The sequence below is a fragment of the Halobaculum sp. MBLA0147 genome (assembly GCF_041361345.1).
Lineage (GTDB): Archaea > Halobacteriota > Halobacteria > Halobacteriales > Haloferacaceae > JAHENP01.
In genome coordinates this window covers 1,588,475-1,600,973 of record NZ_JBGKAD010000001.1, presented here as the reverse complement: position 1 = coordinate 1,600,973, position 12,499 = coordinate 1,588,475, and the positions used below count along the sequence as shown (strand labels likewise).

At 67.8% G+C, this 12,499-nt stretch carries 10 protein-coding genes; 5 read left to right on the top strand and 5 right to left on the bottom strand.

Annotation, left to right across the window (positions count from 1 at the left end):
* Nucleotides 1-33 precede the first annotated feature (33 nt).
* From RYH80_RS07560 to RYH80_RS07550, 3 genes are all read right to left on the bottom strand, one after another.
* A complete protein-coding gene (locus tag RYH80_RS07560) occupies nucleotides 34-492 on the bottom strand; it encodes a DUF8146 domain-containing protein (RefSeq protein ID WP_370903245.1) in 459 nt (152 codons plus the stop codon).
* 80 nt (nucleotides 493-572) lie between these two features.
* Nucleotides 573-1,199, bottom strand: a complete 627-nt coding sequence (locus tag RYH80_RS07555) for an RPA family protein (RefSeq protein WP_370903244.1) — start codon at nucleotides 1,197-1,199, stop codon at nucleotides 573-575.
* Between the two features lies 1 nt (nucleotide 1,200).
* Complete coding sequence (locus RYH80_RS07550) at nucleotides 1,201-2,130, bottom strand: replication factor A (protein ID WP_370903243.1); 930 nt, start codon at nucleotides 2,128-2,130, stop codon at nucleotides 1,201-1,203.
* A 340-nt stretch (nucleotides 2,131-2,470) separates the two neighbouring features.
* Here RYH80_RS07550 and RYH80_RS07545 point away from each other — a divergent pair, with 340 nt between their 5' ends.
* From RYH80_RS07545 to RYH80_RS07535, 3 genes are all read left to right on the top strand, one after another.
* Nucleotides 2,471-7,633 carry a DNA polymerase II large subunit gene (locus RYH80_RS07545; RefSeq protein ID WP_370903242.1) on the top strand — a complete coding sequence of 1,721 codons (5,163 nt, stop codon included), beginning with the start codon at nucleotides 2,471-2,473 and terminating at the stop codon, nucleotides 7,631-7,633.
* A 470-nt stretch (nucleotides 7,634-8,103) separates the two neighbouring features.
* Complete coding sequence (locus tag RYH80_RS07540; RefSeq protein ID WP_370903241.1) at nucleotides 8,104-8,751, top strand: bifunctional 4-hydroxy-2-oxoglutarate aldolase/2-dehydro-3-deoxy-phosphogluconate aldolase; 648 nt, start codon at nucleotides 8,104-8,106, stop codon at nucleotides 8,749-8,751.
* A gap of 82 nt (nucleotides 8,752-8,833) precedes the next feature.
* Entirely contained in the window at nucleotides 8,834-9,283 is a 450-nt protein-coding gene (locus tag RYH80_RS07535; RefSeq protein ID WP_370903240.1) for a DUF302 domain-containing protein, read from the top strand.
* A 47-nt stretch (nucleotides 9,284-9,330) separates the two neighbouring features.
* Here RYH80_RS07535 and RYH80_RS07530 read toward each other — a convergent pair whose 3' ends face one another.
* Entirely contained in the window at nucleotides 9,331-9,609 is a 279-nt protein-coding gene (locus RYH80_RS07530) for a hypothetical protein (RefSeq protein WP_370903239.1), read from the bottom strand.
* A gap of 108 nt (nucleotides 9,610-9,717) precedes the next feature.
* The gene (locus RYH80_RS07525; protein ID WP_370903238.1) at nucleotides 9,718-11,049 is read right to left on the bottom strand and encodes a hypothetical protein; all 1,332 of its coding nucleotides are present in this window, start codon (nucleotides 11,047-11,049) and stop codon (nucleotides 9,718-9,720) included.
* A 229-nt stretch (nucleotides 11,050-11,278) separates the two neighbouring features.
* Here RYH80_RS07525 and RYH80_RS07520 point away from each other — a divergent pair, with 229 nt between their 5' ends.
* Together RYH80_RS07520 and RYH80_RS07515 are read left to right on the top strand one after the other, a co-directional pair.
* Complete coding sequence (locus RYH80_RS07520) at nucleotides 11,279-11,878, top strand: DUF7342 family protein (RefSeq protein ID WP_370903237.1); 600 nt, start codon at nucleotides 11,279-11,281, stop codon at nucleotides 11,876-11,878.
* On the top strand, nucleotides 11,878-12,384 hold the full coding sequence (locus RYH80_RS07515; RefSeq protein ID WP_370903236.1) for a hypothetical protein: 507 nt from the start codon (nucleotides 11,878-11,880) through the stop codon (nucleotides 12,382-12,384). Before RYH80_RS07520 ends, RYH80_RS07515 begins: the two co-directional genes overlap by 1 nt.
* Nucleotides 12,385-12,499 lie beyond the last annotated feature (115 nt).

Genomic DNA, 12,499 nt, shown 5'->3' with positions numbered 1-12,499 from the left:
AGACGGTACGGCGTCCCGCGACTCGCAGTGCGACTACTCGCGCCCGACGCGGTAACGCTCGTCCGTCTCGATCTCGAAGCCGTCGTCGAGTGACTCCTCGTCGCCGCCGTCGCCGTCCAACTCCTCCAAGAACACCACGTCCTCGTCGTCCTCGTCGTCGAGTCTGTCGTGGAGGTGCGTGACGTACTGGCGGTACTCCTCCAGTTGCTCGCGGAGGTGGTCGGCCTCCAACTCCAGCCGTTCGTGTTCGCGGACGAACCCCTTCGGGACGGTGACGCGCGGCGGGAACGTCGGCTCGTCGTCCTCGGCCGCCGACTCGTCGACCGCGTGGTCTGGCACCACCTCCACCTGGCCGTCGTGTGCCACCAGCGCGTCGACGTAGTCGCGGAACAGCGCCGACAGCGACAGGTCGCGCTCGTCGGCGATCTCCTGGAGTGACTCGAACGCCTCCTGGCTCACCCGGAAGGAGATCGTCTTGTCCTTCTTGCCCATTTGGCACACGTTGTGGTCGCTCGCTACTTCAACGTTCGTCAGACGACTATCGGCGGTGATAGCGCCGTTCGGGGGTCACCTCACGGCGTCGGCTCGGGTTCCGTCTCGTCGGCGGCGTCGGTGTCGCCGCCGAGTTCGTCCCCCTCGTCGAGCGACTCCAGGGCGGCGACGGTCGCCTCCCGGTAGCGTTCCGTCGGGAGATCGTATCGCTCGCGAGCCATCCGCCCGTACTCGTTGGCCTCGTCGTCGTACGCCTCGATCCGGTCGAGGGTCCGCTCGGCGGTCTCGACCACCCAGCGGTCGCGTGCGGCCGCGGACACCTCGGAGATGGACTCCGGACGGACGGAGACGTTGATCGTCCCGTCGTCCGCCTCGAACGTCCGGGGCTTGCCGACGACCGCGACGTACGCCGGCGGCTCCAGGTCCCGTAGCGCCGAGGCCGCCTCGGGCTGGTACTGGCCGGCGTACACGAAGAACGTCCCCGTGGGGTCGACGATGCGACCACGCCAGTACTCGCTGTCGTCGCCGAGATCCTCCGTCTCGGTGAGCGTCCCCACGAAGAACACGCGGTTGGCCCGCTCCCCCGTCGGGAGCAGCAGGTACAGCGGCGCGCGCTCGTCCTCGGACTCTTTGAACGTGTGACTCCCGTCGTTGTACTCGGTCGCGAAGACGCGGCGGGCGACTTCGCGGGATGGAACACTGCTCATGTCAGATCGACCTCGCTCGGATCAGCGTCTGTTCGGCGTCCGGTGCCTCGCTCAGCTCGGTGAACTCGTCGGCCAGCACGTACCGGCCGAACTCCGGGCCTCGCACCCGGTAGTAGCGACCGGTGATGGTGGTCGCGATCTCCTCCTCGACGACGGTGGTGTCGAGTGCGTCCTGGGCCATCTGTTTGGCCTCCGCGAGGTCGATCCCCGCGAGCCGCTCCGTCGCCTCCTCGTCGAAGATCACCTCCTGGACGGTGTCGCCGTCGTCCAACACCGCCTTGACGCGGAGGTCGAACTCCCCGTCGACCTGGCCGTGTTCGGAACACCGGCCGTTCTGGAGGGTCCGCGTACACCCCTCCTCGGGACACCGCTTGATCAGCCCCGAGCCGGACTGGAGGTCGACGAGCGCGCCCTCGATCTCGACGGCGTCCTCGCCGATCTCGACGGGCTCGTCGAGCTCCGTGATCGTCGTCGTCCGGTTGAGCTTCACCGAGTAGTCGCCCTCGTACTCGTCGGTGACGACGTTGCCGAGCGCGTAGCTGGCACCCTCCTCCAGTTCCGGGAGGTCGCTCGTCGCGAACGCGACGAACTTGATCGTCCCCGACTCGTCGCCGAGCAGGCCGACCTGTGCGATGGACTCGTGGCGTGGCTCCCAGAGGTCCGCCACCTGGACCTCCAGGTCCACCCACTCCTCGTCCGCCTCGATGTCGCCGACGAGCGTCTCCTCGCTCCCGCCGGGTGCGAGGTCGTCGCGCTCGAGTCCCGCCTCGTCAAGGTAGGAACTCGTGACACTGCGACGCGCCTCCTCGACGGGGACGCTGTACTCGTCGACGAGCGTCTCCAGTCGTTCGTGTACCTCGTCGGGACCGACGTCTATGTGGTCCGAGAACTGCGCACTGATCTCTTCCGCGTGGGTTCGCAAGTCTGCCATGGTTCTCCTGCCTCCTGGTGTTTCGAGTGGGAGGCGTACGGTGGTTGGTTCCCGATGGTATTTAAGATGGCGGTGGCACGCGGAGTGGAAGTGGAAACCCGGGGACGACGCGGGGACGCGGCCGGATGCGGCCGGTTCCGGGCCCGACGCTGCGGTCGTCGCACTGCTCCGACGCGACCGGTCTCGACAGTGACGTGGTGTCGCCGCGAAGGTGGTGGCGGGCGTCGCCCGAGGCACACGACTTTTGTCGAGGCGGGGCGCAGTAGGCTGACGTGACACGACGAGAGCCGGCGACGCCGGTGGGTGTCGTCCGGGTGTCGCCGGTTCCGGGGGAGACAGCGTGAGACCCGACGACGAGCGCTACTTCGAACGGATCGAGGACGAACTGGACGAGGCCTTCGCCCGCGCGACCGCCGCGAAGGAGCGCGGCCGCGACCCGGAGACGGAGATCGAGATCCCGGTCGCCCGCGACATGGCCGACAGAGTCGAGAACATCCTCGGCATCGACGGCGTCGCCGAGCGCGTCCGCGAACTGGAGGGCGAGATGTCCCGCGAGGAGGCGGCGCTCGAACTCGTCACGGACTTCGTCGAGGGGACCGTCGGCGACTTCGACTCTCGTGCCGGGAAGGTCGAGGGGGCCGTCCGGACGGCGGTCGCGCTCCTGACGGAGGGTGTCGTCGCGGCCCCCATCGAGGGGATCGACCGCGTGGAGATCCTCGAGAACGACGACGGGACGGAGTTCGTCAACGTCTACTACGCCGGGCCGATCCGCTCGGCGGGCGGGACCGCACAGGCGCTGTCCGTGTTGGTCGCCGACTACGCCCGCTCGCTGTTGGACGTCGAAGAGTTCCGGCCGCGCGACGACGAGGTCGAGCGCTACGCCGAGGAGATCGACCTCTACGACTCCGAGACGGGCCTCCAGTACACCCCGAAGGCGAAGGAGACGAAGTTCATCACGGAACACACCCCGATCATGCTCGACGGGGAGGCGACCTCCGACGGGGAGGTCGACGGCTTCCGCGACCTGGAACGGATCGACACGAACGCCGCCCGCGGCGGGATGTGTCTCGTGCTCGCGGAGGGGATCGCGCTGAAGGCCCCGAAGATCCAGCGGTACACCCGCCAACTCGACGAGGTGGAGTGGCCGTGGCTCCAGGACCTGATCGACGGGACGTACGACGACCACGCCGACGAGGACGACGGCGGGGAGGAGGACGCGGACGGAGAGGACGGGGACGACACCACCGACGAAGCGGACGAGACGGACGCCGAGGGAACCGAGAGCGGCGACACGGACGCCGAGGGGTCGGGCGACGGAGACGACGGCGACGAGAGCGACGGCGGAGCGGCCGACACACCGCCGCGTGCGGAGCCGAGCGAGAAGTTCCTGCGGGACCTGATCGCGGGCCGCCCGGTGTTCGGTCACCCGTCGGAGTCCGGGGGGTTCAGACTCCGGTACGGTCGGGCGCGCAACCACGGGTTCGCCACCGCCGGGGTCCACCCGGCGACGATGCACCTCGTCGACGACTTCCTCGCGACCGGGACACAGATCAAGACCGAACGCCCCGGGAAGGCGGCGGGCGTCGTCCCCGTCGACTCCATCGAGGGGCCGACCGTCCGACTGGCGAACGGGGACGTGCGTCGGATCGACGACCCACAGGAGGCACTCGACGTGCGCAACGGCGTCGAGGAGATCCTCGACCTGGGCGAGTACCTCGTCAACTACGGGGAGTTCGTCGAGAACAACCACCCGCTCGCCCCGGCCTCCTACACCGTCGAGTGGTGGGTCCAGGAGTTCGCCGACGCGGGCGCGGACGTGCAGGCGCTGCGCGACGACCCGACGGTCTCCGTTGACGAGCCGACGCCCGACGAGGCGCTGTCGTGGGCGACCGACTACGACGCGCCGTTGCACCCGGCGTACACCTACCTCTGGCACGACGTGTCCGTCGCCGACGTGGACGCGCTCGCCGCGGCCGTCGCCGACGGGGAGGTGACCGGCGACGTGCTCGTCTTCGAGCGGACGGAGACGACACGGCGCGTGCTCGAACGCCTCCTCGTCGAACACACCCAGACGCCGGACGCGCTGCGCGTGCCGGGGTTCCGCCCACTCCTGCGACAACTGGGCGTCTCCGACGGACTCGCCCGCGAGTGGACGCTGGCCGACCTCTCCGAGTCGGCCCGCGAGTACGACGGCGGCGACAACGCGATCCGTGCGGTGAACGAGATCGCGCCGTTCCGCGTGCGCGAGCGGGCGCCGACGCGGATCGGTAACCGGATGGGCCGCCCGGAGAAGTCGGAGTCGCGCGAACTGTCGCCGGCGGTCCACACGCTGTTCCCCATCGGCGAGGCCGGTGGGAGTCAACGGTCGGTCGGCGAGGCGGCGCGCACCCGCACCGACGCCGGCCGCGGCGTGATCGAGGCGCGGGTCGGCGAGCGCGCCTGTCCCGACTGTGGCACCCACACCTACCGGGTCGCCTGTCCGGACTGTGGCGCGCACACGGAGCCGTACTACGAGTGTCGGGAGTGTGGCACCGTCCACGAACCCGACGAGTCGGGGCGGGTCGTCTGCGACCGGTGTGACCGCGAGGTCGAGAGCCCCGACCAGTTCACCATCGATCTCAACGAGCGTCTCGCGGCGGCGCTCGACGAGATCGGCGAACGCGAGGGGAGCTACGAGATCCTCAAGGGAGTCAAGGGGCTCTCCTCGGCGGACAAGACGCCGGAACCGCTCGCGAAGGGTGTGCTCCGCGCGAAACACGGCGTCTCGGCGTTCAAGGACGGCACCGTCCGGTACGACATGACGGACCTGCCGGTGACGGCCGTCCGACCGGAGGAGTTGGACGTGACGGCCGACCACTTCCGACAGTTGGGGTACGAGACGGACGTCGACGGTGAACCGCTGCGCCACGACGACCAACTGGTGGAGCTGAAGGTCCAGGACGTGGTGCTCTCGGAGGGTGCCGCCCAGCACATGATGCGGACTGCCGACTTCGTCGACGACCTCCTGGAGCGGTTCTACGACCTGGAGCCGTTCTACGAGGTGAACGAACGCGACGACCTCGTCGGCGAACTCGTCTTCGGGATGGCCCCCCACACGAGCGCCGCCGTCGTCGGCCGCGTCGTCGGGTTCACCTCGGCCGCCGTGGGGTACGCGCACCCGTACTTCCACGCGGCCAAGCGGCGAAATTGCGATGGTGATGAGGATTGTGTTATGCTTCTCATGGATGGACTACTGAATTTCTCGAAGACGTACCTGCCGGACCAGCGAGGGGGAAGTGTCGCCGAGGATTCCCGGCTCGTGGCGGTCGGGCCAGACGGAGATGTCGAGTTCACTACGTTCGACGAGTTCTGGGACCGACTCAACAGCCCTGTCGAACGCGACGGCAAGTTCCGAAAGAAGACGTGCCGCAGTGAGGGGTGGCGAACGTACGCATTCGACGACTCACACCGCGCCTCGCTGCGTCCGATAGAGAAGGCAATCCGTTACGAGGCAGCAGACGACACGTCCCTCGTCCGTATCGAGACGCAATTCGGCCGCTCGCTCGAAGTCACAGAGCATCACAGCCTGTTCCGGTACGACGGTGAGATTGAGGAGGTCGCTGGCGAGGAACTGTCTGAGGGAGATCTGATCCTCGCGCCGGAATCGCTGGATATCGGGACGGAGTCGAAGACACTCGACTTACTCGACCGTCTCGGTGACCCCTACGTGTTCATCGACGACGACGTTGAGGAGTACTTAGAACACGTCTGGAACGACGCAGAGTGGGGAAGTGACACGCGCGAGGCGTTCGACGGTGGTCTCGCCTACCGGCTCTCGAAGCGCAAGGTCCACGCTGACACGCTCGACGACATTACCGACGAGTCGGGAACCACTCTACCCGAGGACCTCACCGTCGGGATCAAGGGTTCCTCCGACGGAATCGACCGCCACGTTGAGGTGGACGAAGAGTTTGCGTGGTTGCTCGGGCTGTTCGCGGCCGAGGGATCCACATCGAGCGTTCAACCGACCATCAACAATGCAGACGAGGAAGTGATTGAGCGGGCACGGGCAATCACCGAACGAACGCTCGGTCACGACCCGAACGTGAGTTGGTCGAACGACGCGTACAGGCTAGGCCTCCCGACGGTGTTCAGAGAGCTCCTGTACAGTCTCGGTTTCGTCGACGCAGACAGCTACGACTCTTCTGAGAAGGTGGTTCCACAGTGTATCCGTACAGCTCCAGACCGAGTTGCGCTCGCGTTCCTCCGCGGATTCAAAACCGGTGACGGGAGCGAGACGAGCGACGACAACCACACGACCGTCGCGTTCCACACGACGAGCGAGCAACTGAAAGACGGGATCGTCTTTCTACTTCACCGACTCGGTATCGTCGCCAACATTTCCTACCGGGAACGGGATGACCCTCGTCAGCCGATCTACAATATCAATGTCTCTGGCGGGCGCGACGACAACCCGCTCCGTCGCATTCTCGATGGCGAGGAACCGTACCGTCCGAAGAGTCTCACAGTTACGATTCCCGACGCACTACGCGAGATCAGAGAGTCGGGTCTCGACGGAGTGAAGCAGGCGATCCCGAAGTACCTCAAGCGTCGAGAGAACGTCTCGCTGGAGAAACTCGACGAGATGGTGGCGGATGTCGAGACACTCGTCGCTCAACGAGCCAACGAAGAGACGGCAAATCGAGTTAGGAAGCTTCTCGACGAGATCCGACCTCTCGTCGACGGCGATCTCGCGTACCTCAGAGTCGAGAACGTCGAACGCTCCGACTACGAGGGGTACCTGTACGATCTCCAGGTCGGCGGGGACCCGGTTTTCACCGCAAACTGGCTGTACGCCCACAACTCGATGGACGCACCCTTGGTGATGTCCTCGCGGATCGACCCGACGGAGATCGACGACGAGGCGCACAACATGGACGTCGTGGATCGGTACCCGCGCGAGTTCTACGAGGCGACGCGCGAGCAGGCGGACCCGGAGGCGGTCGACGTGCAGATCGCCGAGGAGACGCTGGGGACGGACGACCAGTACCACGGGTTCGACCACACTCACGACACGACGGACATCCACATGGGGCCGGCGCTGTCGGCGTACAAGACGCTCGGCTCGATGATGGACAAGATGGACGCGCAACTGAACCTCTCGCGGACGCTGCGGGCCGTCGACGAGACGGACGTGGCCGAACGGGTCATCGAGTACCACTTCCTCCCGGACCTGATCGGCAACCTCCGGGCGTTCTCCAGCCAGGAGACGCGGTGTCTCGACTGCGGCGAGAAGTACCGCCGGATGCCGCTGACCGGCGACTGCCGGGAGTGTGGCGGCGACATGACCCTCACCGTCCACCGCGGGTCGGTGAACAAGTACATGGACACCGCCCGCGAGGTCGCCGAGGAGTTCGGCTGTCGCGAGTACACGAAACAACGACTGGAGATCCTCGACCGCTCGTTGGAGTCCATCTTCGAGAACGACCACAACAAGCCGACGAGCATCGAGGACTTCATGTAAACGACCTTCTTCGGCACCGACCTTTTTCACTCCTCGGGGTGGCCGCCTGCGGCGGCCACCCGAGGAAAAAAGCTCGATCAAAAAGGGCCGCGAGCGCGCCCCGCGGGGCGCGCTCGCGGTCGGTGTGCTGGCGGTGACCGCGCCGCGCCGCCACCGCAACCGCCCCGCCTCCGCAACCGCACCGCTCCGTGACCACGCCGCTCCGTCCCACTCCGTCCCGCAACCGCAACCGCACCGCTCCGCGACCACGCCGATCCGTCCCGCTCCGCCCTGCCTCCGCGACCACGCCGCTCCGCACCACGCCGCACCGGCCGACCACCGCTCCGACAGTCTCTGCCCACGAGCGTCGCGCTCCACCCGAAACGGATCCCTGACCGCTGCCGCCCACACACGTCGACTGCCCTCCACGACGCTGCGGCTCTCTCCGCCCGATCCACACCTTCATGTCCGGTGACGGTGTTCACTCGCGTGTGAGTACCGACACCTTCGACGCGATCCGAGAGAGTGGCGTCGTCGCCGTCTTGCGGGGCGTCGACCCGGAGACACTGGTCGAGATCGGCGAGGCACTACTCGCGGGTGGCGTGACGGCCCTCGAAGTCACCGCCGACAACCCCGGCGCGGCCGAGATGGTCGCCACGCTGTCGGACGAGTTGGGCGAGGAGGCCACCGTCGGCGCGGGCACCGTCATCGACGGCGACACCGCCGGGCGGATGCTCGCCGCCGGCGCGGAGTTCGTGGTCTCCCCGTCCTCGCACGACGACGTGATCGACACCTGCAACCGCCACGGTGCGCTCGTCGCACCGGGTGTGATGACCCCCACCGAGGCCGTCGACGCCTACGAGCAGGGGGCCGATCTGGTGAAGGTGTTCCCCGCGAAGACCGTCGGCCCGGACCACGTCGCCGCGATGAAGGGCCCGCTCTCGCAGATCCCGATGCTCCCGACTGGCGGCGTGACCCCCGACAACGCCGGCGACTTCCTCGAGGCCGGCGCGGTCGCGGTGGGTGCCGGCTCCGCGCTCGTCCCCGACACCGCCGTCGAGGCCGAAGACTACGCCGAGATCACCCGCCGCGCCGAACGGTTCCGCGAGGCCGTCGCCGCCGCTCTCGACGCGGAGTGAAGGGCCTCCGACGAGGAGGACCACGGGAGTCGCGCTCGACAGCCGACGGCGACGTTTTGTACGCCGCGACCGAACGACGCGTGTGCAACTTCCCATCGACCCGACACAGGTCGCGGCGGCAGACTACGGCGAGAAGCGGGCGACGCTGGCGATGGCTCACGAGCCGGCGGTCGAACACGTCCGCGAGGCGTTCCTCGACGCGGGGTTCGGGATCGCGACCGAGTTCTCGCCCTCGAAGATGCTGGCCGAGAAGATCGACGCCGACCGGGACCCCTACTACGTCCTCGGGGCGTGCAACCCGGAGATGGCCGACCGCGCGCTCGACGCCACCGACGAGCAGATCGGCGGCCTGTTCCCCTGTAACGTGATCGTCCGCGAGGTCGAGCCCGATCGCCAGGAGGTGTACCACGTCTCGATCATGCGGATCGCGCGCCTGCTCGGGCTGGACACCGACACCGAGGCGATGGACGCGATCGTCGACGAGACCGGCGAGTTGGTCGCCGAGGCGTACGCGAACCTCGACGCGGAGTAGTGGCTGTCGGCCCGCTCGTGGATCACTCCCGGCCGAGCAGTTCTCCCTCACTCCGTGTCGCGGTTCGTCACCGACGCGGTGGGGTCGACGGCCTCCGTCTCGTCGTCGTCCGCCGACTCGCGCACCTCGCGCTGGAGGGCGGCCACCTCGCGTTCCAGTTGCGAGAGCCGCTGTTCGTGGTCGTTGCGTCCGGCGACGAACCGGTAGACGACGACGAAGATTCCCAGCGGGACGAGGATCACGACACCCAACAACAACAGGATCACCAGTACTTCCGGCCCACCCGGCAGTTGTCCGACGACGCGCTCGGCCGCGAACGGTGCCATACCCGTACCGTCGCCCGCCCGGGGTTAATCGGTTCTGGCTCGGCGCACACGAGAGCGGGGCGACCGCCGTCGGACGACTCACTCGTCGTGTGACGACGACTGGTCAACTCAGTCCGTCCGGGCGTCGAACGCCGACAGCGTCGACTGGAGGCCGGCGACCATCGTCGACTTCTGTCGCAACGCGGTCAGCGGCACCGGGAGTCGGTCTGCGACGCGCCGGACCGCCTCGGCGAGCGTCTCCGCCTCTCCGACGCGCCCCTCGAAGGCGTGCCGTACCGACTCGCGGACCTGCCAGACGCCCGCCGGCCCCCAGTAGTCCGGCGAGACGTACCGCACGACCAGCGCCTTCCCCGACCGGCCCCGTTCCGCGAGGTGTTCCAGGACGCCGAGTCGCGCCGCGTGGTACGCACCGGCCGTCTCCTCCGGGTAGCTGGTCCGGCCCTCCCGCCCCTCGCGGTCGCTGGCGTACCAGGCCTCCTCGTTGTCGGGGTTCCAGATGCTCCCCGGCGCCTTCGCCTCGACGAGTTCGTACTCCCACGAGCCGGGTGCCAGCAGGACGAAGAACTCGTTGCCGAGGTAGCTGTCGTGGTACACCTCCACCGTGTCGACGGACGTGTTCGTGCGGATCGACCCCCGCAGGAACTGCCCGACGGTGTCGTCGACGGCGGTGATCGACCACCGCGTCGGGACGAGGCGGCGCTCGTCGGCCCGCCCGAGTGCGCCCGCCGAGAGGATCGTGTTGATCTCGTACACGTCGAACCCGCGGTTGTAGAGGTAGTTGATCGCCCCCTCGGCGCGCCAGTCGTCGTCCTCCAGCGTCTTCTCGACGGCCGGCGGGACGTGTGGGTTCTCGCCGAGTCGCGCGTCGGCCGCGGCCGCCCGTGGGCCGGTCGGCGTCGAGATGTCGTCGCGTCCCGGATCGAAGTCCACGTCGGGGCCGTCCGCGAGTGCCACCTCCACGTCCACCGGCCGGTCCGCGATGGCGACCTCGCGTTGGGTGCCCAGGAAGCCGTTCCACGCGTCGTGGACGTTCGGGAGCCCGTCGTCGTCTCGGCGAGTCGACGTGTCGGCCGCCCGCGCCGCCTCGTGGACGTTCCGCTCGACGGACTGGTTCGCGTTCAACAGACTCGTCCGTCGTTCGAACACGTCCGAGATCGAGACCCCCTCCTCGTACCACGCGCCGGAGGTCTCGTAGCGGGCGGCGTCCCCCTCGCGCCCGACCGGCGAGAGGATGCCCGTCGAGACGTTCGGGTAGTTCGCGGTACCGACGAAGATCGCCGGCGAGACGGAGCCGAAACTGCTGCCCCCGTCCGTCGCCTCCGCGAACCGGTGTTCGAACGACTCCAGGTGGTCGAGCAGTTCGTACGACTTCTCCTCGGCGAGGCGACGACGCTCGGCGTCGTCGTCGACCTCGTACTCGAGGAAGTCGTCGAGTCGCATCGGAGTCACGTAGCGGCCGGGCGGGCATGAACGTTCTGTGCGCCAGTGCGGCTCTCCTGTCGGTAGGCACTTCGGGTGCTCTCGTCGTGACGCAGTGCTCCGGCGAGCGCGGCACTGCCCGTCGGCGTGGTCTCACACGGTGCCACCACCGGGGTCCCATCTCGGCCCGTGCATCTCGAATATCCGAGAAGCCACAAGATAGATAGAGACGCAGCGACTACGACGAGACGTGACAGCGGATCACGACACCGGAGACGACACCGAGGATCGGGACGGCGAGCGTGGCTTCGCCTCGTGGACGGCGGACACGACGGCCCGAGAACGCATCAGAGCGGTCGCGACGACGCTCTCGGAGCCGCGGTCCGTCGAGTGGATCCGCGACCAGGCGGACGTGGGGTCGTGGGAGACGGTGGCGGACGAACTGTCGACGCTGGCGGAGTTCGGGCGTGTCGCGACCGTCGAGGGTGACGACGGGCACACGAAGTACGCGCCGAACTACCAGCGGCGGTACTTCGACGAACTCGCCGCGTTGATCAACGATCACACCCGTCGGGAGCTCCGGGATCAGGTCGCCGAGATCCAATCGCAGGTCGACGAGTGGCGGACGGAGTTCGACGTCGAGAGCCGCGAGGAACTGGAGTCCACGCTCACCGACGCGGCGCAGTCCGGTGAAGAGACGCGTCGTCGCAACGCGGTGCTCCGGCGGTGGGAGCGACTGGCGGACGACAGGCGACTCCTCCGCCATGCACTCGAACTGTACGACGACGCCCGGTCACTCCACCCGGACGCGAGCGAGCAGACGGACGTTCCGGAACGACTCTCTCAGTGATGCTGTTCCTCGCGAATCGCGCGAACCTCGACAGGCGACGACTGCTGCGGCGGATCTTCGACACGTTCGACACCCGCGCGACGACGGCGGAGTCGCCGGTCGAGCGCGTGTGGTACCACCCGTCTGCTGGGACTCGTCGGGAGGTCCGGGTGCGAGTCGACCCCGACCGGTTCCTCGACACCACGTGGCCCGTCGACCGGGCACAGTTGCAGGTCTCGTTCGACTTTCCGGCGGCGTACGACCACGAATTCTACAGTATCCAGTGGGTCGAACCCGAGCGGAACCTGATGGCAGGCTGGCACCAAGACGAGACACACCCGGAACTGGGTCCGTGCCACTTCCAACTCGACCACGGCGGTCGGACGGTCGATCGACTCGCGGCGACCCACCTCGACAGCCACCCGTTGAACGTCCTCGACCGGCGGACGGACCGACTGGTCGACGTACTCGACGCGCTGCGCTGGACCGACGGAGAGCCCGCTGTGCCGGCGTCTGTCGTCGAGTGACCGCCTCGTCCCTGCAGTGTACGAGGACTCCGCGAGTGATCGGTCGTCACTGCAGGTGGGCGACGCGACGGCCGCACGGCTCGACCGTGTCGAGAGGGGGAGAGATAGGGCGCGT

Coding starts and splice junctions, on each gene's coding strand:
- RYH80_RS07530 (WP_370903239.1), bottom strand. CDS start 9,609: ATGGCACCGTTCGCGGCCGAGCGCGTCGTCGGACAACTGCCGGGTGGG.
- RYH80_RS07525 (WP_370903238.1), bottom strand. CDS start 11,049: ATGCGACTCGACGACTTCCTCGAGTACGAGGTCGACGACGACGCCGAG.
- RYH80_RS07560 (WP_370903245.1), bottom strand. CDS start 492: ATGGGCAAGAAGGACAAGACGATCTCCTTCCGGGTGAGCCAGGAGGCG.
- RYH80_RS07515 (WP_370903236.1), top strand. CDS start 11,878: ATGCTGTTCCTCGCGAATCGCGCGAACCTCGACAGGCGACGACTGCTG.
- RYH80_RS07555 (WP_370903244.1), bottom strand. CDS start 1,199: ATGAGCAGTGTTCCATCCCGCGAAGTCGCCCGCCGCGTCTTCGCGACC.
- RYH80_RS07550 (WP_370903243.1), bottom strand. CDS start 2,130: ATGGCAGACTTGCGAACCCACGCGGAAGAGATCAGTGCGCAGTTCTCG.